The following is a 25867-nucleotide window of genomic DNA, read 5'->3' as shown; positions in this document are numbered from 1 at the left end:
TTGATCCTGTTGGCGACTGGCAAATTGTTTCCCTATTTCATTTCGCAATAGAGGCAAAAGCACTGACTTTAACCTTTGGATTATACTGAGGTGTTAAAAAGTATCAAATACTCAAATACAGAAATTCGGTATTCAAACAGACTTAATTCACCATGAGACACAGGAATGCAACGCGATTACGCATTTTGCATACGCTCAATGTTCAGCTCGAACGCCGCCAATTCTCTTGCTACTTTGCCGATATCGCCCGCACCTTGCGTCAGCACCAGGTCACCATCTTGTAGGACATTGGCTAAAACTGACGGTAAGGTCTTGCTATCTGGCACAAAAATCGGATCCAGCTTGCCTCGGCTGCGAATGGTACGACACAGCGAGCGGCCATCAGCACCGGCAATGGGCTTCTCACCCGCCGAATACACATCCAACATCAGCAACACATCCACTTGCTCCAGAACGTTCGCAAAGTCATCGTACAGATCACGAGTTCGCGTATAACGGTGTGGTTGGAAGATCATCACCAACCGTTTGTCCGCCCAGCCATTGCGCGCGGCGGCAATGGTCACGCCCACTTCGGTTGGGTGGTGGCCGTAATCGTCGACCAGCATCACGTCGCCGTTGCCGGTGTCAAACTCGCCCAGATGATCGAAACGGCGTCCCGTGCCTTGCGTATTCGCCATCGCACGCAAAATGACGTCGTCGTGAATGTCATCCTCGGTGGCAACCGCAATGGCCGCCGACGCATTGAGCGCATTATGGCGCCCCGGAATGTTCAAGGTGATATCGAGATTCGCGCGCCCTTGGCGTACGACCGTAAATTTACCTTGTTGCCCTTCCTGACGATAATTCTCGATGCGAACATCGGCATCTTCAGAGAAGCCGTAGGTGATCACGTGGCGGCTGATGCGCGGAATAAGTTCACGCACCACCGGATCGTCAACGCACAAAATCGCCTGGCCATAAAAAGGCAGATTATGTAGAAAATCGACAAATGTCTGTTTCAGCGTTTCAAAATCACCGCCGTAGGTGTCCATGTGATCCGCTTCGATGTTCGTGACAATCGTCGCCATCGGTTGCAGGTGCAAAAACGACGCATCGCTTTCATCGGCTTCGGCAATCAAAATGCGGCTCGAGCCCAAACGCGCATTGGTGCCAGCGCTTTTCACCAAGCCACCATTAACAAACGTTGGATCTAAACCTGCTTCAGAATAGATTTGAGTCACTAAGGCTGTCGTGGTGGTTTTACCGTGCGTCCCCGCAACAGCAATACCATGGCGAAAACGCATCAGTTCGGCCAGCATCTCTGCACGGCGTACCACCGGAATTCGTTTTTCACGCGCGGCTTTGATTTCTGGGTTCTCTTCATTGATTGCGGTGGACACCACAACCACGCTTGCCTGCGCGACGTTTGATGCCGAGTGGCCGATATACACCGTCGCCCCTTTGTTAGTTAGACGCTCGGTCACTGCATTCGACGCAATGTCAGACCCGGTAATTTGGTAACCTTCGTTGAGTAACACTTCCGCGATCCCGCTCATGCCCGCCCCACCAATTCCGATGAAGTGAATGCATTTCACGCGGCGCATTTCCGGCACCACGGCGCGAATTTGTGCTAAATCTTGTGTGTGTTTGATCGTCATAAAGTGGTTCTCATTCTTGGTCGACACGGGACTGCGTGACGGAGACGATGGCATCCGCCACGACTTTATCCGCGTCCAGTTTGGCTGCATGGCGAGCTTTTCGCGCCATCTCCAGCAGAGCAGGTCTATCTAACTGCTTAATTGCAGCAGCCAATGTCTCTGCCGTCAGCTCAGGTTGTTCAATCATTAGGGCTGCGCCACACGCCACCAAATGGTCGGCATTGAGCGCTTGTTGACGATCTTTATGCATGAAAGGCACAAAGATCGCGGCCACGCCAGCGGCTGAAATTTCGGAAACCGTCAAGGCGCCAGAGCGGCAAACTAAGAGATCCGCCCAAGCATACGCCTGTGCGACATCATCGATGAATTCAGTCACCTCAGCCGTGTGCACACCCCGTTCCGCATAGGCTTGTTGAACGTCTTGTTGGTTATTTTTCCCAGCCTGATGACGCACTTGGTAACCGTCACCCAACAACGCCAACGTTGCCGGCACGGTTTGATTGAGAATCCGCGCGCCTTGGCTGCCACCCATCACCAGAATACGCAGCGGACCTGTGCGCTCCGCCATTCGAACATCCGGCTCCGGCAGCGCAACAACATCACCACGAACTGGATTTCCTACCACAGGGACGCCCGCAAACGCGCCGTCAAAAGCCTGAAAGACTTTGGTGGCAATTTTAGACAACCATTGGTTGGTCAGACCGGCCACCGCATTTTGCTCATGCAAAATCACCGGAATGCCGAGCGTCCACGCCGCGATCCCGCCCGGGCCACTGACATAGCCACCCATGCCCAAGACTGCATCCGGTTGCCACGCTTTCATGTGGCGGCGTGCCTGTAAAATGGCATTCACGATTTGAAATGGCGCCTTCAACAGACGAGCAATGCCCTGACCACGCAGACCTTTTACCCGAATAAAATCGATCGCGATGCCATGTTTGGGCACCAGATCCGCTTCCATTCGATCCGCCGTTCCCAACCAGCGAATGTCCCAGCCTTGATGCTGCAACTGTTTTGCAACCGCTAAGCCGGGGAACACGTGACCGCCGGTTCCCCCAGCCATCACCATTAATCGTTTAGTTTTCTTCATTGGTTATTTCTTTTGTTCTGCGATTGTCTGCCATGCGGCATTCATGGTCGATGCGCAGCAGTATCGACACAGCCACCGACATAATGATTAAACTCGAACCACCGTAACTGATCAGCGGTAATGTCAGACCTTTGGTTGGCACCATCCCTGCGGCTGCGCCCACGTTGACCAAGGTCTGGAACGCAAACCAGATCCCGATGCCAAACGCCAGATAACCGCCAAACTGCTGATCGTGCTCAAACGCTTTCTTGCCGATCAGAATGGCTTTGAACACCAAGCTAAAAATCAGCATCAACACCAGTGTCACGCCAACAAAGCCAAGCTCTTCCGCCATCACGGCGAAAACAAAGTCCGTATGCGCTTCAGGCAGGTATTCCAGTTTTTGAATGGAATTGCCCAAGCCTTGACCAAACCATTCACCACGACCAAAGGCCATCAGCGACTGCGTGAGCTGGTAACCGCTGCCAAATGGGTCTTCCCACGGGTCGAGAAACGAGGTTACCCGGCGAATCCGGTAGGGTTCAGCGGCGATCAACGCCACCACCGCGAGAATACCGGCCACCATCAAGGCGAGAAACTGCGACAGCTTTGCCCCAGCGATAAACAGCATGCCAAATAGCGTCACCAGCATCACGATAACCGTCCCTAAGTCTGGCTGGCCAAGCAGCAAGACCGCCAGCGTGCCAAACACCATGATCGGTTTGAGAAAGCCGCCAAAGAAAGTTTGTCGCACTTCATCGTGTTTGCGCACCAGATAGCCGGACATAAAGATAAACAGCGATAACTTGGCCACTTCCGCAGGCTGAAGGTTAAATAGACCGAGGGGAATCCAGCGCGAAGCACCGTTGACCGATTTACCCGCTAACAACACGATGATGAGCAACACAAAGGAGATCGCGAGCAACACGGAGCTGTATTGCATCCAGCGTTGCAGCGGCACTTGAAGCACCACCGCAGAGGTGATGAGCGCCAGCATCAAGAAGATCGCATGGCGGAACATAAAGTGAAACGGTTGGTCGGTGAGACGCGAGCTGATGGGAAACGAGGCCGAGGTCACCATCACCAAACCAATCAGCATCAACCCCAGCGCGATCCAGACCAACTGACGATCGAACAATGCGTCAGGCGACGCAGTGCGCAGCCAGCGGTTGAGTGCATGAAATGGTTTGGACAATAACAAAGTCGTTCCTTTTGTCTCTAGGCGTAGCGCTGAGCCAGCTCAGCGAACACGTCACCGCGTGCCATAAAGTTTTTAAATTGATCGAAGCTGGCACATGCGGGCGACAGCAGCACCATATCCCCCGCTTTCAATTGCGGACGAATTGAGGCAACGATGGCTTCCATGGTGTCAAAACGTTGTGCAGAAGCATGCAGAGGCATGAATTGATCGCCATCGCGGCCAAAACAGCACAGCGTTAGCGGCAACGTCTCCAGCACTGGTTTTAGCGGCGTAAAGTCCGCCCCTTTGCCAACCCCGCCCACCAGCAGATACAAGGTGCCATTCAAGGTCAGGCCAGACAGCGCCGCCAATGTGCTAGCCACATTGGTCGCTTTCGAATCATTGACCCATTTGATACCCTGATTATCGGCAACCACCTGACAGCGATGTGTCAGTCCCGTGTAAGACTTCAATGCAGGCAACGCGTTTGTATAATTCACACCCGCCGCATCGAGTAAAGCCAGCACAGTCAGCACGTTAGCCACGTTGTGACGACCAACCAGACTCAGCTCCGAGGTTGGCAGCACCACTTCGCCATTGGCGAGCAACACTTCCTTACCGTCGTGTTGCGCCGTGGTAAATTCGGCAGATTGCTCCAGACCAAAACGCACCGTGCGACCCGAGTAGGCATCCGGATAGGTTTGAGTATCGTCAGCGTTCACGACCGCCGTTTGTGCATGTTCAAAAATGCGCAGCTTAGCCTGGCGATATCCTGCCATGCCGTCGTAACGGTCCATGTGATCTTCCGACAGATTAAGAAATGCCGCGGCTTTTAGCGCCAAAGATGAGGTGGTTTCCAATTGGAAGCTCGACAATTCGAGCACATACAGTTCCGCTGGCTGCGCCAGCAGATCCAGCGCAGGCACGCCGATATTCCCGCCCACGGCTGTCGCAATCCCCGCCGCATTGGCCATCACGCCAGTCAGGTCCGTCACGGTGCTTTTGCCGTTCGAACCGGTAATCGCAATCACGGGTTTATCCACGTGCCAAGCGAACAATTCAATGTCACCAACCACTGGAATGTTCGCCGCCAACGCCTGCTGAATTTCTGGCGTGGCAAGCGCAATGCCCGGGTTGGCTACAATTAAATCCGCCGCCAACAACCACGCAACGTTCCAACTGCCGCTGTGCAGTGCCACACCGGCTGGCAATTGCTCTTGCCCCGGTGGCGTTTCGCGGGTGTCGATGACGCGAACGTTCACCGACGGATGATATTTTTGCAGATAATTAACGACAGAGAGCCCGGTGATACCGAGCCCCACGACCACTACATGCTGAATGCCTTGCCAACGGTCCATTTTATCTCTTTTCCACTCAACGGATTAACGCACTTTCAGCGTCGCTAAACCAATCAAAACCAAAACGATCGAGATGATCCAAAAACGCACGATCACACGTGGTTCCGGCCAACCTTTTAATTCATAGTGATGGTGAATTGGCGCCATACGGAAGATGCGTTGACCACGCAGTTTGTATGAGCCCACCTGCAAAATCACCGACAGCGTTTCCATCACAAACACACCGCCCATGATCACCAAGACAAATTCCTGGCGAACCAGCACCGCGATCGTACCCAGTGCGCCGCCCAGAGCCAATGAGCCGACATCGCCCATGAAAACTTGCGCTGGGTAGGTGTTAAACCACAGAAAACCAAGCCCTGCCCCGACAATCGCGGTACACACCACCACCAATTCAGAGGTATACGGAATATAAGGAATATGCAGATAGTTGGCGAAGTTGACGTTTCCGGTCGCCCAAGCAATCACACCAAAACCTGCAGCCACGAGCACGGTCGGCAAGATTGCCAAACCATCCAAACCATCCGTCAGGTTCACGGCGTTACTGGTACCGACAATCACAAAATAAGTCAGAATGATGTAGAACAAGCCTAACTGAGGCATCACATCTTTAAAGAAGGGGACCACCAACTGAGTGGCAGCGGTGTCGTGGCCGTGCGCGTACAGTGCAAATGCCACCACCAATGCAATCGCTGACTGCCAGAAGTATTTCCAGCGCGCAATCAAACCATCGGTGTTTTTACGCACCACTTTACGATAATCATCAACAAAGCCGACAGCGCCATACCCCATTAGCACGGCTAGCACCGCCCAGACATACGGGTTCGACAGATCCGTCCACAACAACACGGTGACGATAATCGAGGCCAGAATCATGATACCACCCATCGTTGGGGTACCACGTTTACTGAAATGAGATTCCGGACCGTCGTTACGCACCACTTGACCAATCTGCAGCAATTGCAGGCGCTTGATCAAACGCGGGCCCATCCACAATGACAAGCCCAGAGCCGTCAGAATGCTGACAATCGCTCGAAATGAAAGGTATTCGAACAAACGGAAAAACGAAAAATATGGCTGGAGTAACTCCGCAAGCCAAATAATCATGAGTATTTCTCCTTAAGAGCAGCGACAATCTTACTCATACCCGCACTGTTGGCGCCTTTGACGATCAGGACGTGAGTGCGATCGGGTTGTTGTTCTAGGTGCTGCTCGATAAACATAATCATGTCCTGATGGGACGCAAAATGACGGCCGTGACAGACATCGCTGATCACTTTCGCATCGTGGCCATATGTCAGAACATAGTCAAACTGGAATGGTGCAGCATGTTCACCGACTTGTTGGTGAAGTGCAAGGCTTTCCTCGCCCAACTCGGCCATATTGCCCAAAATTAGCCAACGGGTGGCAGAAAAACCGCCAAGCAAGTCCACCGCCGCTTTCATCGCGGGAACGCTGGCATTGTAGCTGTCATCGATCAAGGTAATGTGGTCGGTCAGCTCGGTCACATCCACGCGGCCTTTCACTTTCGACAGATGCGCTAAGCCGTGCTGAATATCCGCAAGCGTTGCGCCCATCTCAATCGCCAGCGCACTGGCAGCCAAGGCATTTCCCACATTGTGTTTGCCGATGATGCCCAGTTTTACGGCCACGTCACCGATTGGCGTCACCAACACAAAGCTGGCTTCTCCTGCTGCATTCAACACGATATCCCGTGGGTAAAAGTCAGCGCTGTGCTCTGTGACGGAAAAAGTTTTCACGCTTTTGTCAGCCAGCACCGATTGCCACAACGCGCCGCCCTGACTATCCAAATTCACTACCGCGGTGTTGCCTGCACTCAGCCCTTGGTAAATTTCACCTTTCGCGCGTTTGACACCGTCAATCGACCCAAAACCTTCTAAGTGTGCGGCGGCGACGTTGTTAACCAAAGCCACATCCGGTTTCACCAAGCCCACGGTATAAGCAATCTCGCCAATGTGGTTGGCGCCGAGTTCAATCACGGCATAGTCATCTTGCGGCGTCGAGCGTAGCAACGTCAGCGGCACACCGATGTCGTTGTTAAAGTTACCCGCGGTGAACAGGACCTGGCCTTTGGCCGATAAAATGCTGGCAACCATCTCTTTTACGGTCGTCTTGCCGCAACTGCCCGTGATCGCCACGGTTGGCGTGTGGCACTGCTGATGCACCCAGTTCCCCAGTTGGCCCAACGCCGTTTTGGTATTACTCACCACCAGCTGAGGCACGTTGACGTCGAGCGCTCGTTCAACCAGCAGCGCTTTGGCGCCCGCAGCCACCGCTTGCGCGGCAAATTCATGCGCATCAAAACGCTCACCGACTAAAGCCACAAACAGCGCATCTTGTGCAATCGAGCGTGTGTCAGTCGACACGGCCGCAATGTCCGTATCATCCCCGACTAATTGAGCATCTAAAACCGTTGTGAGCTGTGACAAAGAAAGACGAATCATGCTGATAGCTCCAATAAGGTTTGTGCGGATTCGCGATCCGAATAGTGAATCGTGTCGTGGGCCAAAACTTGATAATCTTCGTGGCCTTTACCGGCCAACAGAATGATATCTTGTTCCCCGGCTTGCGACAGCGCAGTACGCAGCGCGTCAAAACGGTTGTGTTCCACATTCGCGTATTGCGGGGCTTTGAGTCCGGCCAGCATGTCATTGACAATCGCCTGCGGATCTTCGCTGCGTGGGTTGTCGTCAGTCAGGATCACGCGATCAGCAAAGGCTTCGGCAATCGCCGCCATCATCGGACGTTTCCCTGTATCACGGTCCCCACCGCACCCAAAAATCGCCCACAGCTGACCTTGGCAATGCACACGCAGGGCGCGTAGCGCTTTTTCTAGCGCGTCTGGCGTATGAGCGTAATCGACCACCACTTTGGCTTTGCCGGGGGCCTGAAACAGTTCCATGCGACCTAACACCGGTTGAAGTTGCGGTGCCGCCGCTAATAAAGCATCGAGCTCAAAGCCCAGGCTAAGCAGCGTGGCCAGAGCCAGCATCAGGTTTGAGGCGTTGAATTCGCCGATCAGCGGCGCACGCAGTTGCCCTGCGCCCCAACTGCCATCGACATCAATCGTGATGCCACTTTCTGCGTAACTCACCTGCACCGCCCACAACGCTTGTTCAGCATTGGGCTTCGCTTTCAGTGATACGCCCACGGCATGCTGAAGTTGCTGCGCCCAGCGCGCGCCGACTTCATCGTCGACATTGATGATGGCTTGGCGCGTCTCATGCTCGGTAAACAGCGACAACTTTGCGTCCGCGTAGGCATCCATCGTGCCGTGATAATCCAAATGGTCACGGCTGAGGTTAGAAAATACGCCCGCATCAAACGGCACACATTTCACTCGCCCTTGCACCAAGCCGTGTGAAGAGACTTCCATGGCCGTATATTCCGCACCTTGCTGCGCGAGTTCAAACAGCGTCGACTGCACTTCAACTGCGTTGCCCGTGGTGTTGGCCGCAGGCTGCAAATGACTCAGAAAACCGTTGCCCGTGGTTCCCATCACCGCGGCGCGATGGCCCAGTAAATCAATCCATTGCGCGATCAGTTGAGAAATCGTGGTTTTGCCGTTGGTGCCTGTCACCGCAATCACATGATTGCGATGACCGCCATACAAGCGCCCAGCCAGCTCTGAAAGGTGTTTATCCAACTGTTCGAGGTACACAACCGGCACCGCATGGCGCTCTTCGACGCTGCTATGGGGATGCTGTGAACACGCTTGCGCCAACACAAGATTGGCCCCTTGGGTGATGGCTTTATCGATGAATCGACGTCCATCGGTGGCGTGGCCGATAATCGCGACAAAGGTGTCGCCCGCTTGGATGTGGCGACTGTCGAGTTCCAGATGCGTCACGGTCAACGCTGCCAGTGACGGCGCACTGATGGTCAGCCATGGAGAGATAAGTTGTTGTAAAGCCTTGCTAGTGTTCATGGAGTTCTCACACTATGTTCTGCCCGCCGCGTGAACGGGCTTTGTTATTTTTGAAATCGGTTCTCGTCCGGTGCGATGTTCAGGATCTGCAGTGCCCCTTTCATGATTTCCGAGAACACTGGCCCTGCTACCGCACCGCCATAATAAGAGTCGCCTTGCGGTTCGTTGACCATCACCACCAGCGAAATGCGCGGATCGCTCACCGGCGCCACACCGGCGGTGTAGGCAAAATATTCATCACTGTAACCGCCCGCGACTGCTTTACGTGATGTCCCGGATTTCGCCGCAATGCGATAGCCCGGCACCGCGGCTTGCACGGCCGTGCCGCCCGGTTGGGTGACGGTTTCCAGCATATCCAACACTTTCTTCGCGTATTGCTCATCCACCACTTGGTGAGAGAGATCCTGTTGGTTGCTTTCAATCAGATGCACGGGTTGATATTTACCGAAGTTGCCCAGCGTCGCGTAAGCATGCGCCAATTGAATCGGCGTGATCGACAAACCGTACCCAAAGGCCAACGTGGCAATTTCAAACTGCGACCAGCGGCGACGGTTCGGGAAAATCCCCGTCGTTTCACCCACCAAGTTCAGACCGGAGACTTCCCCCAGACCAACTGAATTGTACATCCCCAACATCGCTTCAAGCGGCATACCCAGCGCCAAGTGCGCCACACCGACGTTACTCGATTTTTTCAGGATCATTTGGAGCGTGGCTTTGCCGACTCTCGAGGTATCTCGCACGCGGCTGCCACCAATACGCATGACGCCATCGCCGGTATCAATGATGGTATGCTCATCGGCCGTGCCATTAGCCAGAGCGGCCAAGACCACAAACGGTTTCACCGTCGACCCCGGTTCGAACGCATCGGTAATCACGCGGTTACGCATTTTGAAACTTTGCCAATCCGCGCGATTGTTTGGGTTATAGGATGGCGCATTTACCATCGCCAGCACGGCACCCGTTTTCACATCCAGCATCACCGCGGATGCGGACGTGGCACGATAATCCGCCATCGCCTGCTTCACCGCGCGAAACGCGATCGCTTGCAGGCGCTGATCAATCGTCAATTGCAGCGGTTTACCTTCTTCTCGCTCTTCCAGCGAGATATTTTCCACCACGCGGCCGTAGCGGTCTTTACGAATAATGCTCTTGCCCGCTTCACCCGTCAGCCATTTGTCGTAACTGCGCTCAACGCCTTCCAGACCATGACCATCAATGCCGGTGACTCCGATCAAGTGCGCGCTGACCTCTCCCGCCGGATAATAGCGACGGGATTCTGATTTAAGCCCCACACCAGACAGCTTCAGCTCGCGAATGTATTTCGCCATCGCTGGGCTAACCTGACGTTGCAGATAGATAAAGCGACGCGTGCGGTTGTCTTCCAGCTTGGTCATCATCTCTTGACGATCCAGATTCAGCACATCCGCCAGCGCGTACCAACGATCCTTTTCAACCAAGCCGCCTTGTTTGAAAATCGTCGCCGGATCGGCCCAGACGGCTTCCACCGGCACACTCACCGCAAGCGCCTCGCCATTGCGATCCGAAATGATGCCGCGAGCCGATTGCAAGGTTTTGGCGCGAATGGAACGCATGTCCCCTTCACGAATGAGGTTATCGGGTTCAATGATTTGAATAAAGGCAAGGCGCCCAACCAGCAGCGCAAATGCCAACAGGACAAATAGGATGATCAGATAGAAACGCCAGCGAATCAGCACCGGGCTGTCTGGGCCGGCTGCTTTGACGCTCGCTTTAGGTTTGGCGGGAGTTTTCTCTTTGGCTTTCGCTGGCTTCTTCGTCATTTGAGTTCAATCACTACTTCTTTGTCAGCATCCGGACGTTTCATCTCGAGATCTTTGCGTGCTAAGTCTTGTACTCGACTGTGCTCCGCCAACGCCGTTTCTTCCAAAATCAAGTTACGCCACTCGTTGTCGAGGTGATCGCGATCTTGCAACGCCAGATCCTTTTGCGTGATCGATTGGCGCGTGTGGTGGGTGGTAAACACCACCCCCATCGCGGTCGCAAAGATCAACATCAGCATGATCAGCGGAATACGACCCACCGTGAGTAGGTCGAACGCTATCAGTTTGGCGAGATTAGGCTTGGTTTGAGACATAACAGCAATCGAGTTTCAGGCCACTCAGAGTTTTTCAGCAATGCGCAGCACGGAGCTACGAGAACGTGGGTTCATCGCCACTTCATGCTCAGACGGTTTGATGGCTTTGCCGACCGTTTTCAGATCAGCGCTGCCCAGCGCGCGAATTTGTTCTTGCGTCAACGGAATGCCGTGAGGCACTTCCGGTCCTTTGCTCTCTTTACGCATGAAGCGCTTCACCATGCGATCTTCCAGCGAATGGAAGCTGATCACCGACAAGCGGCCTTGCGGGGCCAAAATCGACGCAGCCCCTTTGAGCGCGGTATCGATCTCTTCTAATTCACTGTTGATGTAAATGCGAAAGGCTTGGAATGCGCGCGTCGCCGGGTGTTTTTTCTCTTTGAAGCTCTTTGGCGCCGCATCCGAGATCAGCTTCGCTAGCTGACTCGTGCGCGTCAGGGGTTCGTTTTCTTCATTCTCACGGTACGCCACAATGGCTTTGGCAATGCGGCGCGCATGTTTGTCTTCACCAAACTCGCGAATCACCCACGTGATGTCGTCCAGATCCGCCTGTGCCAACCACGCCGACACCGGCATGCCAGAGGTCGGATCCATGCGCATGTCCAACGGGCCATCTTTCATAAAGCTGAAACCACGCTCGGCATCATCCAATTGCGGTGAAGACACACCGAGATCGAACAACACGCCATCGACTTTGCCGACCAATTCGTAACGCGCAGCGTATTCGGCAATTCCGGAAAACGGGCCATGAACGATGGTAAAACGCGGATCATCAATTTTCTGCGCTTCAGCAATCGCCTGCGGATCGCGGTCGATGCTGTACAAGCGGCCATTGGGGCCAAGCTGAGACAAGATAGTGCGGCTGTGTCCGCCACGACCAAAGGTGCCATCGATGTAAATCCCATCCGGCTTAATCGCCAGACCGTCGATCGATTCATGAAGTAGCACAGAAATATGTTGGAAAGATTCAGTCATAAGGGTCTCGTTCAGCACAAACGTCCGTCAGTTTGATTGTGTAGTGTACCGTTTTCCTACACGACTGCTACCCATAAAAACACTTACGGGACGTGACATTGCGCTAAGTTTAATGGTTTTACTATCGTCTAAGTCAATAAAAAGCAAAAAACCCATCATAACCGCGAAGTTATGATGGGTCTGAATAGGTGGAGCCGACATGTAAGCCGGGTTCTGTTCCGCTTGCGCGGTAGTAGCCATTCGTCTAGGCCAGCAATCGCTCACTGGCTCAAGCAACCTACCCGCCTCCTAACGCGAGCAACGCTATGTGGAGGCCTATTTGGTCTTGCTCCGGGTGGAGTTTACCTTGCTACGAACTGTTGCCAGTCGCACGGTGCGCTCTTACCGCACCCTTTCACCCTTACCTGATCCCTTGCGGGCCATCGGCGGTCTTCTCTCTGCTGCACTTGTCGTAGGCTTGCGCCCCCCAGGCGTTACCTGGCACCCTGCTCTACGGAGCCCGGACTTTCCTCCCCCTTATCAGTCTCCCTAACACAAGGTTAAGGGACGTCAATAAGGCAGCGACTACCCAGTCAACTCCAGGCGCGAATTCTATCGGCATCGCAGGTCACTGTCTAGGAAGAATCGTCCTCCACACCGATTTTCGACGCAACTGGTCAGAAGTTCATCAGTTAGCCGAGATTCTCCAATCCCCATTTGTAGAGCGCGTTCTTTTTCAGGTTGTAAATTTCTGCCGTCATCGCCGCCGCTTTCTTCAGTGGCAGTTCTTGGGTCAAAATACCAAGCGTGCGTAGCGCCTCTTCCGGCAATGTGTCTTCTGCACTGTCACGGTAGCCGTGAATCAGCAGGACCATCTCACCGCGTTTGCGGTTTTCGTCAGCATCAATCCACTCAATCAGTTCGCCCAGCGGCATGCCCTGAATGGTTTCAAAGGTTTTGGTCAGCTCACGAGCCAGCACCACTTCACGCTCTGGCCCCAAGATGGCCAGCATATCCTGCAGCGATTCCGTAATGCGATGCGGCGATTCATAAAAAATACATGTGCGCTCAACTTTGGCGATTTCCATAAACTTGTCTTTGCGCCCTTTGCTTTTGGCGGGCAAAAAGCCTTCGAAACTAAAACGATCGGACGGCAAACCAGAGGCACTCAATGCTGTGATCACCGCACACGCACCAGGAAGTGGCACAACTTTAACACCCGCTTGACGACATTGAGTGACTAAATGATAACCTGGATCACTAATGAGTGGTGTACCGGCATCCGATACCAACGCGATCGACTGTCCGGACAACAATTTCTCAACTAAGACTTGAGCTTTTTGCTGTTCATTGTGATCATGCAGAGCGAACGTCTTCGTTTGAATATTGAAGTGCGACAGCAGTTTGCCTGAATGGCGTGTATCTTCTGCGGCGATAACATCAACACTTGAAAGCACATCGAGGGCACGTTGGGTGATATCCCCTAAGTTGCCAATCGGAGTCGGAACAATGTACAAAGTTGGGACTTCGGCAGGCAAGGTTTTGTTATCTGTCATTTGTTTACCATCACTTCAACGATTAATATAGAGACAATTTTACACGGATTAACGAAAGAACTCATGGCTATGAAAAACCATCAGAGACGCAGTGTACCACGCTTACTCACTCCCGTTGCATTAGCAATTACCCTAGCCGCCTGTACCTCGACACCGACATCGCCACTTTTGGTGGACATTACCGGTGAACCGAGCCTGCCTGCACAGACGTACCTGATGCAAGCAGACAGCAGTCAAGGCAGCCTGCAAAATGACTGGTTAATCATGGCACTCAAAGCCGCGATTGCTGAAAACAATACCGAGCAAGCGGACTTGCTGATTCGCCGCCTGGCGAAACAAAAGCTGAGTGAAAGCCAGCAGGCGGAATGGCAACTGGCACGTGCCCAGTTGTTGGTCAATGCAGAAAAATACCAAGACGCCCTTGGCCTGCTCAACTTTAAGCCCAACTGGAAACTGCCGACGCTGCAATGGCAGGAATACCACCAGATGCGCGCCGATATTTTTACCGCGCTCGACCGTTCATTTGATTCCAGTCGCGAATTGGTCGCCCTGTATGATCTGGCCGACAGCGATCAACAAGAAGCGTTAGCCGACCAAATCTGGGCCAACCTCAATCACTACTCGGGATATGCGATCACCAAGCTGTCCGCCGAACGTAACGAGGCGACTCTCGACGGTTGGCTGCAATTGGCGGTGTACGTCAAAACCATGGGGAGCGACCTGCCTCAGCTCAAAAACACGCTGGAAAAATGGCTTGCTGAAAACCCGGATCATCCCGCCGCAATCTACACGCCTAAAGCGATTCAAGACATCCTTGCTCTGGAAATCGTCAAACCGAAGAATACGGCCCTGCTGCTGCCACTGACTGGCAAGTTCTCAAGCCCAGCGCAAAAGATTCGTGACGGTTTTATCATGGCGATGATGAACGATGACGATCGCGATCCTGAAGCAACATTAACCATCATCGACACCAACGCAGAAACGTTGGAATCAGTCGACGCCACATTGACGGCGAAGCACATCGATTTCGTGGTGGGCCCACTGATTAAAGGCAACATTGAAAAACTGCAACAGTTCCAGCAAGCACGGGGGCAATCAATTCCGACGCTGGCGCTGAACATTCCCGATCAAGTGATTGATGGCTCCGACACCTGCTACTTGGCTTTGTCTCCAGAACAAGAAGTTGCGCAAGCGGCTAAACATCTCTTTACGCAAGGCTACCGTTACCCGTTGGTTTTGGCTCCGCAAGGCAGTTATGGCGAGCGTGTGGTGGAAGCATTTGATGAAGAGTGGCACAAATTCAGCAAGAACAAAGTCGCTGTGAACCAATACGGCGATCGTCGGCAGCTGCAACGCAACATCAACAGCGTCTTCGGCTTACAAGATAGCCAACAAAATATTGCCCAGATGGAAGCGCTGACCGGACTGAAAATGGAAAGCCAGCCACGCAGCCGTCGTGACATCGATGCGGTATACATCGTGGCCAACAGCGCTGACCTCACGCTGATCAAGCCGTTTATCGAAGTCGCCATCAACCCAGATACCCAACCACCGAAACTGTTTTCTAACTCCGCCAGCAACAGCGGTGGCCGCCAGTATGAAGATTTAACGGGCGTGACTTACAGTGACATTCCGCTGTTGATTCACCCAACGCCAGCCATTTCGGAACAGATGGAAAAACTGTGGCCGAAATCCAGCAACGCGGAACGCCGCCTGCAAGCCATGGGGATGGATGCATACAACCTGATGGTCGAACTGCCACAGATGAAAGTCGTCGAAGGGTATACCATTGATGGTCAAACCGGCGTGCTGGGCATTGACGAACAATGTGTCGTGCAACGTGAAATCAGTTGGGCGGAGCATGGGGCTCTTTAATCGCCGCCAAACTGGACAACACTACGAAGCCACAGCGGCGGATTATTTGCGCCGCCGTGGCTTGTCACTGATTGCCCAAAACTTCCAGATTCGCGGTGGTGAACTGGATTTAATCATGCGAGAAAAACAGACTTTGGTGTTTGTCGAAGTGAAGTATCGTCAGAACCAACGTCACGGCCATGCTGCTGAAATGGTCACCAGACAGAAGCAAGCACGCTTGATCAAAGCGGCAAATTGGTGGATGCTCAAGCAAGGCCTGAGTGCCGACACGACCGATTTTCGTTTCGATGTGGTGGCAATCCATGATGAAGGCCGCCAGATTGACTGGATAAAAAACGCAATCACTGAAGGATAATCGATGCTCGATAGCATTAAAGATAGTTTTACCGAAAGTATTCAAATTCAGATCGCCGCAGCCGAAGCGTTGCCAGATGCGATCATGCACGGGGCCCAAGCCATGGTGGCCAGCCTGCTGAACGGCAGCAAAATTCTCTGTTGTGGCAACGGCGGATCGGCCTCGAATGCGCAACAGTTCACCTCCTGTTTAGTGAACCGTTTTGAAACTGAACGCCCGAGCCTGCCTGCACTCGCACTGACCGCCGATAACACCACATTGACAGCGGTGGCTAACGACTATCACTATCAGGAAATTTTCTCCAAGCAAGTGCGTGCCTTTGGTCAGCCGGGTGACATTCTGCTGGCCATCTCCACCAGTGGTAACAGCAAGAACATCATCAAAGCGATGGAGGCTGCGGTAACACGCGACATGACCATCATTGCCTTGACCGGCAAAGATGGCGGCGAAATGGCCGGCCTGCTGGGTGAAAACGATGTTGAAATTCGCATTCCGTCTCAGCGCACCGCGCGGATTCAAGAAGTTCACATGGTGACCTTGCACTGCCTGTGCGATTTGATCGATCAGGTTCTGTTTCCCGCTCATGAAGAGTAATTGATGAAGACTTTACGCCTTTTTGCCGTTGTTGCGATGCTGATGACTTTGTCCGGGTGTGCCGGGCTGTTTATCGCAGGCGCGGCGACCACCGTGAACATCGCCACCGACCCACGAACCACGCAAGAGATCTGGCGCGATAGCAACTTGCAACTGGAAATTACCGGCCTGAGTAATAAAGCGCCGTATCAAAACCAAATGCGAATTACTGCCAATTCGTATCGCGGCACCGTGATTTTGATTGGTCAGTCACGCACTGCCGAATTGCTCGAGCAGTTTATTGCGCAAGTCCAGCAAATCAAGGGCGTTAAAGAACTGCACAACCAAGTCAATATCAAAGCCCCGCTTTCCCTCGGCGAAGTCAGTAATGACAGTTGGATCACTACCAAAGTGAAATCTGCACTGCTCGCCAAATCAGAACTCAACGGGGTGAAGGTTTCGGTGATCACCGAAGATCGAGAAGTGTACTTACTGGGGTATGTCTCTCGTGAACACGCCAACATTGCGACCGAGGTTGCCCGCAATATTTCCGGCGTCAAACAAGTGATTCGCGCCTTCCAATACGCAGACTAAGTTCGATAAGCCACATATAAAAAAAGCAGCGCTTCAGCGCTGCTTTTTATTGAAACTTACGAGCTTATTTTACCACTCGTAAACTTGGTTTACCTTTTGGACGAGGGGCATCTTCCGGTTCAGAATCCTCCACAGTTGGCAGTTCGGACGTCACTTCGCTCAATCCGCTTTCTGTGGTCTCTTCATCATCCTCTTCGAAAATACCGACTTCATGTTCATCCATATAAGCCGCTTCAGGCTCAAACATCGTCCCAGCACCGTTTTCACGCGCGTAGATCGCTTGAACGGCATACATCGGCACCACAACCAGATGTGGGCGACCACCAAAGCGCGCGTTAAACGTCACTTCGTCATTGCCCAATTCCAGATTGCCAACCGCACGTGGAGCGACGTTCAGAATGATTTGACCATCCTGCACATATTCCATTGGCACTCGAACACCCTGCATTGTGGCGTCGACAACCAAATGTGGCGTCAGGTCATTGTCCAACAGCCAATCATAAAATGCGCGTAGCATAAATGGTCGGCGTGGCGTCATGTGATCAATATCCATCAAACAACCATTAACGAACGAGACGCATCTCACGCTCAGCTTCAGTCAAAGAAGCCAGGAATGAATCACGTTCAAAGACGCGATTCATGTAGATTTTTAGTTCTTTAGAACCCGGGCCGATCAGTTCGATACCCAGAACAGGCAAACGCCACAATAGCGGAGCCAAGTAACAATCGATCAGGCTGAATTCTTCACTCATGAAGTATTCGTATTCCGCGAATACCGGAGCCAACGTCAGCAAATCGTTACGCAGTTTCGTACGAGCAGATTCTGCTTCATCGGCAGAACCGTTGATGATTTTGTTCGCTAGTGAGTACCAGTTTCTTTCGATACGGTAGATCATCAGACGGCTGTTACCACGGGCAACAGGATACACTGGCATCAATGGTGGATGGGGAAAACGCTCATCAAGGTATTCCATGATGATTTTAGAGTCATAAAGCGCAAGCTCACGGTCAACCAGCGTTGGTACCGTCTTGTATGGGTTCAGCTCGATGAGATCCGCAGGTAGGTTATCTTCATCAACCAGCTCAACTTCAACACTGACACCCTTTTCGGCCAGCACAATACGAACCTGATGGCTATACATATCAGACGCACTTGAAAATAGAGTCATCACAGAACGTTTATTGGCAGCTACAGCCATGGAGCCCTCCAGCACACACTTACAGATATAAAAAACAATGGAGGCTAAGCCTCCATTGATGATTCGATAAATCGAGAATTAGCGCGATATGATAGCACAATTAGTGCACATCACGCCAATACTCTTTCTTGAGCGCGACGACCACGATGGTAAGCAGTACAAGGAAGGCCATCACCCACCAGCCCATGCTTTGACGTTCGAGTTTTACCGGCTCACCGGAATACTCGAGGAAGTTGACCAGATCACGCACCGCTTGATCGTATTCACCGGTACTCAACTCGCCATTACCACGAGACTTCGTAGAGACCACGGTTTTCACTTCTTCGCCATTCACCAGGTGCGTTCCAAACACGGGATCAGGAGTGCCTTGCAGCTCTTCAAGCACATGAGGCATACCAACACTTGGGAACACGATGTTGTTCACACCAAACGGGCGGCTTGGGTCAGCATAGAATGAACGGAGATATGTATATAACCAGTCCACACCACGCACGCGAGCAACCAACGTCAGATCCGGTGGTGGCGCGCCAAACCATTTCGCCGCAGATTTGTCCGGAATGGCATTCTCCATCAACTGACCAATCTTGGTTTGCGGATCGAAAATCAAGTTCTCTTTCATCAGATCCGCGGGAATGCCAAGATCCGTCGCGACACGCTCATAACGCTGATATTGCGTCGAGTGACAGCCAAAACAGTAGTTCATGAACAGCTGGGCACCACGTTGCAACGACGCAGTATCGGTCAGGTCATTGCCCGCTTTGTCCAGATGGACGTTTCCGCCCGCAGCCATCGCCAATGAAGGCAACATGGCAAACAAAATTACAATCCATTTTTTCATTTGAATGTCACCCTCTTTGGTAGTGGCTTGGTTGCTTCGTTTTTGCTGTAGAAGAACAGCAAGACGAAGAACATGAAGTAACCCAAACTAAAGATTCGAGCCAGTAAGGTGTATGTTGGTGTGGCTGGAAGCGCCCCCAGAATACCTAAGGCAATGAAACAAATGGTAAATTGAATGATGTTCACCAGGTGCAGTTTACTGCGGTAACGGTACGAACGGACTTTACAACGATCCAACCATGGCAGCAAAAACAGCACAACAATCGACGCACCCATCGCGATAACACCGACCAACTTGTCCGGAACTGCACGCAAAATGGCGTAGAACGGCGTGAAGTACCACACTGGCGCAATGTGCTCAGGTGTTTTCAGTGGGTTCGCGGCTTCAAAGTTAGGCGGCTCAAGGAAATAGCCTCCCATCTCTGGGTTAAAGAACAGTACATAACAGAATAAGAACAAGAAGCCAGCAACACCCACGAGATCCTTCACGGTCCCGTAAGGGTGGAAAGGAATCGAATCGATGATGTCGTATTTCTTCGTGTAGTACTCATGGAACTTGAACTGACTTTGGTAATCGTCGCCCATCTCACCTTTTGGCAGTTTGGTTTCGATCCCATCCGGGTTGTTCGATCCCACCTCGTGCAGCGCAAGAATGTGCAGTACGATCAACAGCAGCAGCACGATAGGTAACGCAATCACGTGCAGCGCAAAGAAGCGGTTCAGCGTCGCACCTGAAATGACGTAGTCACCCCGAATCCATAGCGTCAGGTCATCCCCGATCACCGGAATCGCACCGAATAGCGAAATGATAACCTGAGCACCCCAGTAAGACATCTGTCCCCAAGGTAGTAGGTAACCCATAAAGGCTTCAGCCATCAGCGCCAAGAAGATCAACATACCGAAGATCCACAGCAACTCACGAGGCTTCTGGTATGAACCGTAAATCAGACCACGGAACATGTGCAGATAAACCACCACAAAGAATGCCGATGCGCCCGTGGAGTGCATATAACGCAGCAACCAACCGTAATCGACATCACGCATGATGTATTCCACTGAAGCAAACGCACCATCACCAGATGGCACATAGTTCATCGTCAGCCAAATCCCGGTGAGGATCTGATTCACCAAGACCAACATTGCCAAGGAACCGAAAAGGTACCAAAAGTTAAAGTTCTTCGGCATTGGGTATTCAGATAGGTGTTTCTTGTACGCATTCATTGCGGGCAGGCGTTTTTCCACCCAATCAAGTAGAGCTTGCATTATGCCTCCCCGGTTTCGTCAAGGCCGATAACAATTCTGGTATCGCTCAGGTACATGTATTTCGGAATCACCAAGTTGAGTGGTGCGGGTACCCCTTGGAATACACGACCAGCCATGTCGAACTTCGAACCATGACATGGACAGAAGAAGCCTGATTTCACCCCTTGAACTTGTTCGTTAAAGGAGTCAGGCAAATAGGTTGGTGAACACCCTAAGTGAGTACAAATCCCCACCGCAATAAAGTATTCAGGCTTTATTGAACGATAGGTATTTTGAGCGTAGTTCGGTTGTTGTTCTTCACTAGAGTTCGGGTCGCGAAGTTGGTTGTCGTGCTCTTTTAAAGCATCCACAACAGACTGAGCACGACGGACAACCCAGACAGGTTTACCTCGCCACTCCACACGAACCATCTGCCCTTCTTCGAGTTTACTGATGTCAACTTCGACAGGGGCACCGGCCGCTTTCGCTTTCGCACTTGGGTTCCACGATTTGATAAAAGGTACGGCAACCGCAGCCGCTCCTAAACCACCCACAACAGCTGTTGTAGCGGTTAAGAAACGTCTGCGACCGTTGTTCAAAGGCGCATTGCTCATCCAGACATTCTCCCATTTGCTCCTTGTGGATTCCTGTTATTCCGCTTAAAGAGCATGGCTAACAAAATACGGGTTTTCGTTGTATTTATTTGATATGAAATGATAAATAAAACCCTACTTTTTGACAAGATAAAGCTACCTTTTCATAACATTCGTGAAGCAATTCGCACGCGAGGTCACAAAAGGGACATTATTGAAAGAAAGGGAGATGAAGCGACTTGTGAGAAAGGACTTTCTTTTGGAGAAGTGCACAAAAACTTTTGTGCAGAAAAACAAAAAGCCCGGCAAATGCCGAGCTTTTGAACCACATTCCAGTAACACTGGAAAGCGAGATTCTTTTCGTAAAGAAAAGATTAACGCTTAGAGAACTGTGGACGACGACGTGCTTTACGTAGACCAACTTTCTTACGTTCAACGCGACGAGCGTCACGAGTAACGTAGCCAGCTGCACGTAGAACAGGACGTAGAGATTCATCGTATTCCATAAGAGCGCGAGTGATACCGTGACGGATAGCACCTGCTTGACCAGAAATACCACCACCTTTAACAGTGATGTATAGGTCTAGTTTCTCAACCATCTCAACTAGCTCTAGAGGTTGTTTAACAACCATGCGAGAAGTTGGACGACCGAAGTACTCATCAAGGCTACGCTTGTTGATTACGATGTTGCCGCTGCCTGGTTTGATAAAAACACGTGCAGCTGAGCTTTTGCGACGGCCAGTGCCGTAGTATTGATTCTCTGCCATTTCCGAAATCCCCGATTAGATGTCTAGTACTTTAGGTTGTTGAGCAGTATGGTTGTGCTCAGCGCCTGCGTAAACTTTCAGCTTACGGTACATAGCACGGCCTAGAGGGCCTTTTGGAAGCATACCTTTAACCGCTAGCTCAAGTACCATCTCAGGCTTACGCTCAATCAGCTTCTCGAAGCTGAAAGATTTCAGGCCACCTGGGAATTCAGTGTGACGGTGGTACATTTTGTCTTTAGCTTTGTTACCAGTTACAGCAACTTTCTCCGCGTTTACAACGATGATGTAATCACCAGTGTCAACGTGTGGAGTGTATTCAGCTTTGTGTTTGCCACGTAGGCGAGATGCAATTTCACTTGCTAGACGGCCAAGAGTTTTACCTTCAGCGTCTACAACGTACCAGTCGCGTTTTACAGTTTCTGGTTTAGCAACGAAAGTTTTCATGCTAATAATAACCCGTTTAATCAAATTTACACTTAAAGGAGCATACGCTCCCACTGTCTAAGAGCCCAGTCATCACCCCTTCGAGTGGGTGGCACTCTCGGCCTTAAAAAAGACCTGCAGTAACGGTGGGTCGCAGGATTATAGAGAAGAGCGCGGAAAAAATCACCTCTTTTTGCATAAATTCACAAATTTTTTCGCCCGTGATTGATGACAAAAATTTTGTGGTTACACCAGATGCTCTTTGGCGAGATAATCGCGGCTCTGCATTTCAATCAGCCTTGACTGACAACGTCTAAACTCAAATTCCAACTGACCGTGGGTATAAAGCGATTCCAGTGCTACTTCTGCGGAAATAATCAGTTTCACGTGTCGCTCATAAAATTCATCGACTAATGCTATAAAACGACGCGCTGCGTCATCTAAGGTGCGATCCATTTGTTTCACATCCGCCAAGAGCACGGTGTGGTACAAACGCGACATTTCGATATAGTCATTTTGACTGCGCGCAGTTTGACACAACTGAGCAAATGACGCGTGCAGCACGCCATCACTGGCTTCAATCACACTGAGCTTGCGACGATTCACCTCGATTTCATTGACGTTCGGTTTCTCATGCCCCACCAACTGACTGTAGTACTGACTCAAATTCGCCCGCGCCTGCTCATCAAGTGGATAATGGTAAATTTCCGCTTGCTCAAGCGTGCGTAATCGGTAGTCGACACCACTATCGACATTCAGAATATGGCAGTTGGCTTCAATTAAGGCGATAGCCGGTAGAAAACGCGCCCGTTGCAACCCGTTGCGATAGAGGTCGTGCGGTGGAATGTTTGATGTCGCCACCAACACCACGCCACGACGGAATAAGGCTTGAAACAACGTGCCCAAAATCATCGCATCGGTAATATCAGACACAAAAAATTCATCGAAACAGATGATCACCGCTTCGCGGCTGAACTTGTCGGCCACCACCTCAAGCGGATCACTGGTTTCGCCCAGTAATCTGAGTTCATCGTGCACGCGATACATAAAACGGTGAAAATCGACCCGCATCTTACGTTCCGTGGGCAGTGCGTCATAAAAGGTATCCATGAGATACGTTTTGCCACGCCCCACGCCGCCCCAAAAATACAGTCCTTTGGGCGGGATAGGACGCTCCACCTTTTTCCCGAGTAATTTTTGCCAGCGAGAAGGTCGTACCACTGGTGTGTCGAGGAATTCGATCAGTTGATGATACAGCGCATCCAACCCATCGACGGCTCGCGCCTGAGCGTCATCTCTTTGAAAATCCGATCGTTTTAAATCTTGTTCGTATCGTTGCTTCGGTGTCATGAGTGTCTACTGCAAAAATGAAGGGCAAAAAACTGACGTTGAAAGCACATGCTTTTTGCTTTATCCGCCAACAGTCTCATAGTAACATGTCCCTTGAACATGTGTAACCAACCAGTAAAAAACATGTTAAATAACAACAATAAGGAGCAGTTATGCCTTGGATTTACGCCATTGTGGGCTTGCTAGTGGGGATTGTTGCAGGGATCGTTATTGCTCGCCTGACCACCCCGCAGTACAAGACGCAAAAGTCCCTACAAAAAGACTTGGACAGCGCCAAATTTGAAATTGAACAGCATCGCCAAGAGCTGGCTGATCATTTCGCTCAGGCGGCTGAAATGCTGGATACACTCGGTAAGGATTACACCAAACTTTACCAACACATGGCCCAAACCTCGTCTGAGCTATTACCGAATTTGCCAGAGCAAGATAATCCGTTTGTGAAGAAAATTGCTCAGCACAAAGAAAATGAAGCCGCAGGCAACGCAGACGAATCGTTCGAACAGCCACCGAAAGACTACGCGCTGGGTGCAACAGGTCTGCTGAAAACAGAAGAGAAAGCGATCATTCACTCTTCCGAAGTGGTCAACGCGAAAGCGAGTTAATTTAATCTACGGTTGAATCATCGACCACTGAACTTTGCAAAGGTTTTTGAGTCATAACTCTCACTGAGTCTGTTGAAATTTATATTTTGTAACAAATATATCTGTAACCAGGCGTTAATCTATGAGGAGTTTTATGATGAAAAAACCTTTGCTTGTCTTAACCGCTCTGTCTCTAAGCTTAAGTTCCATCATCACCCCCTTGCCGGCCTCTGCCGCGCTACCTCTCTCCGTGAGTGGAGAGCAAGTTCCGAGTTTGGCACCCATGCTGGAAAAGGTCACCCCGGCCGTGGTCAGCATTGCGGTTGAAGGTACTCAAGTCTCTCGTCAACGTATTCCCGATCAATTCCGGTTCTTCTTTGGCCCGGATTTTCCAACGGAGCAACTGCAAGAACGTCCGTTCCGTGGCTTGGGCTCAGGCGTTGTGATTAATGCTAAAAAAGGCTACGTCGTGACCAACTATCACGTCATCAACGGCGCGGAAAAAATCCGAGTTCAGTTGCATGATGGTCGTGAATACGACGCAGAACTGGTTGGCGGCGACCAAATGTCCGACATCGCCCTGCTCAAACTGGAAAAGGCGAAAAATCTCACGGAAATTAAGATTGCAGATTCGGATCAACTGCGCGTCGGCGATTTTGCCGTAGCGATCGGTAACCCATTTGGCCTTGGCCAAACCGTCACTTCCGGGATCGTTTCTGCGCTCGGTCGCAGCGGCCTGAATATCGAAAACTTTGAGAACTTCATTCAAACGGATGCAGCCATCAACAGCGGTAACTCCGGTGGTGCCTTAGTCAACCTCAACGGCGAACTCATCGGGATCAACACCGCCATTCTGGGCCCCAATGGCGGTAACGTCGGTATCGGTTTTGCGATCCCATCCAACATGATGAAAAACCTCGCCGATCAGATTCTGGAATTCGGTGAAGTGAAACGCGGCATGCTTGGTGTTCAAGGGGGCGAAATTACTTCTGAGCTGGCGGACGCACTGGGTTATGAATCCAGCAAAGGCGCATTTGTCAGTCAGGTCCTCCCTGACAGCGCCGCAGATAAAGCCGGGCTCAAAGCTGGCGATATCATCATTTCCGTGAACGGTAAGAAAGTCGAAACCTTTGCCGAATTACGCGCCAAAGTGGCCACATTGGGCGCAGGTAAAACCGTGACACTGGGTGTGATTCGCGACGGAAAAGAGAAGAACTACGAAGTGACTTTGGGCGAGCAAAGTAACAACAAGACCAAGGCCGATAAACTGCACCAAGGTCTGAGCGGAGCTGAACTGAGTAACACTACCGACAGCGATGTGATTCAAGGCGTGAAGGTCACCAGCGTAGCGAAAGACTCTCCCGCAGAAGGTTATCAACTGCAAAAAGACGACATCATTATTGGCGTGAACCGTAAACGCGTGAAAAACATCGCCGATTTACGCGCCATTTTGGAGAAAAGTCCGAACGTGCTGGCGTTGAATATTCAACGAGGTGACCGCACCATTTATCTGGTTGTGCGATAAACACGAGACTCGTCGCTTGAGAAAAGGGCAGCATTGTTACGCTGCCCTTTTGTTATTCGGTAAGGTAATGCTATTCTTCGAACTCGTTACAGATTCGTATCACCCTAAGTTATCGATGCGTAACGTTCATTCGTCGG

General features: G+C 51.5%; 25 protein-coding genes and 1 other RNA gene. 6 read left to right on the top strand and 20 right to left on the bottom strand.

The window, feature by feature from the left end:
• Window positions 1-176: 176 nt before the first annotated feature.
• The 12 genes from murC to rsmI form a co-directional block, all read right to left on the bottom strand.
• Window positions 177-1637, bottom strand: coding sequence for a UDP-N-acetylmuramate--L-alanine ligase (murC, locus tag ACS18Q_RS02440; protein WP_441257332.1), 1461 nt, complete (start codon window positions 1635-1637; stop codon window positions 177-179).
• A 10-nt stretch (window positions 1638-1647) separates the two neighbouring features.
• Window positions 1648-2727 (bottom strand): undecaprenyldiphospho-muramoylpentapeptide beta-N-acetylglucosaminyltransferase, encoded by a 1080-nt coding sequence (gene murG, locus ACS18Q_RS02435; protein WP_081454208.1) that lies wholly within the window; start codon window positions 2725-2727, stop codon window positions 1648-1650.
• A complete protein-coding gene (gene ftsW, locus ACS18Q_RS02430) occupies window positions 2714-3907 on the bottom strand; it encodes a cell division protein FtsW (RefSeq protein ID WP_004723763.1) in 1194 nt (397 codons plus the stop codon). Before ftsW ends, murG begins: the two co-directional genes overlap by 14 nt.
• Before the next feature lie 17 nt (window positions 3908-3924).
• On the bottom strand, window positions 3925-5244 hold the full coding sequence (gene murD, locus ACS18Q_RS02425) for a UDP-N-acetylmuramoyl-L-alanine--D-glutamate ligase (RefSeq protein WP_441257331.1): 1320 nt from the start codon (window positions 5242-5244) through the stop codon (window positions 3925-3927).
• 24 nt (window positions 5245-5268) lie between these two features.
• Complete coding sequence (mraY, locus tag ACS18Q_RS02420; RefSeq protein ID WP_014205753.1) at window positions 5269-6351, bottom strand: phospho-N-acetylmuramoyl-pentapeptide-transferase; 1083 nt, start codon at window positions 6349-6351, stop codon at window positions 5269-5271.
• Entirely contained in the window at window positions 6348-7709 is a 1362-nt protein-coding gene (gene murF, locus ACS18Q_RS02415) for a UDP-N-acetylmuramoyl-tripeptide--D-alanyl-D-alanine ligase (protein WP_441257330.1), read from the bottom strand. Before murF ends, mraY begins: the two co-directional genes overlap by 4 nt.
• On the bottom strand, window positions 7706-9193 hold the full coding sequence (gene murE, locus ACS18Q_RS02410) for a UDP-N-acetylmuramoyl-L-alanyl-D-glutamate--2,6-diaminopimelate ligase (RefSeq protein ID WP_441257329.1): 1488 nt from the start codon (window positions 9191-9193) through the stop codon (window positions 7706-7708). The genes murF and murE overlap by 4 nt, the downstream gene beginning before the upstream one ends.
• A 44-nt stretch (window positions 9194-9237) precedes the next feature.
• A complete protein-coding gene (locus ACS18Q_RS02405; protein WP_004723775.1) occupies window positions 9238-10992 on the bottom strand; it encodes a peptidoglycan glycosyltransferase FtsI in 1755 nt (584 codons plus the stop codon).
• Window positions 10989-11306, bottom strand: a complete 318-nt coding sequence (gene ftsL / locus ACS18Q_RS02400; protein WP_041942626.1) for a cell division protein FtsL — start codon at window positions 11304-11306, stop codon at window positions 10989-10991. The genes ACS18Q_RS02405 and ftsL overlap by 4 nt, the downstream gene beginning before the upstream one ends.
• 24 nt (window positions 11307-11330) lie before the next feature.
• The gene (gene rsmH, locus ACS18Q_RS02395) at window positions 11331-12281 is read right to left on the bottom strand and encodes a 16S rRNA (cytosine(1402)-N(4))-methyltransferase RsmH (protein WP_055465890.1); all 951 of its coding nucleotides are present in this window, start codon (window positions 12279-12281) and stop codon (window positions 11331-11333) included.
• 186 nt (window positions 12282-12467) lie between these two features.
• Window positions 12468-12861: RNase P RNA component class A (rnpB, locus tag ACS18Q_RS02390), an RNA gene on the bottom strand.
• 91 nt (window positions 12862-12952) lie between these two features.
• Window positions 12953-13816, bottom strand: coding sequence for a 16S rRNA (cytidine(1402)-2'-O)-methyltransferase (gene rsmI, locus ACS18Q_RS02385; protein ID WP_014205758.1), 864 nt, complete (start codon window positions 13814-13816; stop codon window positions 12953-12955).
• A gap of 69 nt (window positions 13817-13885) precedes the next feature.
• Here rsmI and ACS18Q_RS02380 point away from each other — a divergent pair, with 69 nt between their 5' ends.
• The 4 genes from ACS18Q_RS02380 to ACS18Q_RS02365 are packed head-to-tail and all read left to right on the top strand — an operon-like array spanning window position 13886 to window position 17213.
• Window positions 13886-15691: a penicillin-binding protein activator gene (locus tag ACS18Q_RS02380; RefSeq protein ID WP_041942712.1), complete on the top strand. Its 1806-nt coding sequence runs from the start codon at window positions 13886-13888 to the stop codon at window positions 15689-15691.
• On the top strand, window positions 15678-16046 hold the full coding sequence (locus ACS18Q_RS02375; RefSeq protein ID WP_004723785.1) for a YraN family protein: 369 nt from the start codon (window positions 15678-15680) through the stop codon (window positions 16044-16046). The genes ACS18Q_RS02380 and ACS18Q_RS02375 overlap by 14 nt, the downstream gene beginning before the upstream one ends.
• 3 nt (window positions 16047-16049) lie before the next feature.
• Entirely contained in the window at window positions 16050-16640 is a 591-nt protein-coding gene (locus tag ACS18Q_RS02370; protein ID WP_004723786.1) for a phosphoheptose isomerase, read from the top strand.
• 3 nt (window positions 16641-16643) lie between these two features.
• A complete protein-coding gene (locus ACS18Q_RS02365) occupies window positions 16644-17213 on the top strand; it encodes a BON domain-containing protein (protein ID WP_004723788.1) in 570 nt (189 codons plus the stop codon).
• A gap of 64 nt (window positions 17214-17277) precedes the next feature.
• Here ACS18Q_RS02365 and sspB read toward each other — a convergent pair whose 3' ends face one another.
• The 8 genes from sspB to zapE all read right to left on the bottom strand — a co-directional run bounded on the left by sspB (window position 17278) and on the right by zapE (window position 23624).
• The gene (gene sspB, locus ACS18Q_RS02360; RefSeq protein ID WP_004723790.1) at window positions 17278-17766 is read right to left on the bottom strand and encodes a ClpXP protease specificity-enhancing factor; all 489 of its coding nucleotides are present in this window, start codon (window positions 17764-17766) and stop codon (window positions 17278-17280) included.
• 10 nt (window positions 17767-17776) lie between these two features.
• A complete protein-coding gene (gene sspA, locus ACS18Q_RS02355; protein WP_004723793.1) occupies window positions 17777-18412 on the bottom strand; it encodes a stringent starvation protein SspA in 636 nt (211 codons plus the stop codon).
• 100 nt (window positions 18413-18512) lie between these two features.
• A complete protein-coding gene (locus tag ACS18Q_RS02350; RefSeq protein ID WP_004723794.1) occupies window positions 18513-19250 on the bottom strand; it encodes a cytochrome c1 in 738 nt (245 codons plus the stop codon).
• A complete protein-coding gene (locus ACS18Q_RS02345) occupies window positions 19247-20512 on the bottom strand; it encodes a cytochrome b (protein ID WP_004723797.1) in 1266 nt (421 codons plus the stop codon). Before ACS18Q_RS02345 ends, ACS18Q_RS02350 begins: the two co-directional genes overlap by 4 nt.
• Complete coding sequence (petA, locus tag ACS18Q_RS02340) at window positions 20512-21105, bottom strand: ubiquinol-cytochrome c reductase iron-sulfur subunit (protein ID WP_004723800.1); 594 nt, start codon at window positions 21103-21105, stop codon at window positions 20512-20514. The genes ACS18Q_RS02345 and petA overlap by 1 nt, the downstream gene beginning before the upstream one ends.
• A 353-nt stretch (window positions 21106-21458) precedes the next feature.
• Window positions 21459-21851: a 30S ribosomal protein S9 gene (gene rpsI, locus ACS18Q_RS02335; RefSeq protein WP_004723802.1), complete on the bottom strand. Its 393-nt coding sequence runs from the start codon at window positions 21849-21851 to the stop codon at window positions 21459-21461.
• A gap of 15 nt (window positions 21852-21866) precedes the next feature.
• Window positions 21867-22295, bottom strand: coding sequence for a 50S ribosomal protein L13 (rplM, locus tag ACS18Q_RS02330; protein WP_014205760.1), 429 nt, complete (start codon window positions 22293-22295; stop codon window positions 21867-21869).
• A 225-nt stretch (window positions 22296-22520) separates the two neighbouring features.
• Complete coding sequence (zapE, locus tag ACS18Q_RS02325) at window positions 22521-23624, bottom strand: cell division protein ZapE (protein ID WP_441257328.1); 1104 nt, start codon at window positions 23622-23624, stop codon at window positions 22521-22523.
• A 152-nt stretch (window positions 23625-23776) separates the two neighbouring features.
• Here zapE and zapG point away from each other — a divergent pair, with 152 nt between their 5' ends.
• Together zapG and ACS18Q_RS02315 are read left to right on the top strand one after the other, a co-directional pair.
• Window positions 23777-24226 carry a Z-ring associated protein ZapG gene (zapG, locus tag ACS18Q_RS02320; RefSeq protein ID WP_441257327.1) on the top strand — a complete coding sequence of 150 codons (450 nt, stop codon included), beginning with the start codon at window positions 23777-23779 and terminating at the stop codon, window positions 24224-24226.
• Between the two features lie 136 nt (window positions 24227-24362).
• The gene (locus ACS18Q_RS02315) at window positions 24363-25730 is read left to right on the top strand and encodes a DegQ family serine endoprotease (protein ID WP_041942713.1); all 1368 of its coding nucleotides are present in this window, start codon (window positions 24363-24365) and stop codon (window positions 25728-25730) included.
• Window positions 25731-25867: the final 137 nt, after the last annotated feature.

It is taken from the genome of Vibrio sp. Vf1514, from assembly GCF_052076135.1.
Classification (GTDB): Bacteria; Pseudomonadota; Gammaproteobacteria; order Enterobacterales; family Vibrionaceae; genus Vibrio; species Vibrio furnissii.
Note: the sequence above shows the minus strand (reverse complement) of the source record. Positions and strands in the feature narration are given on the sequence as shown.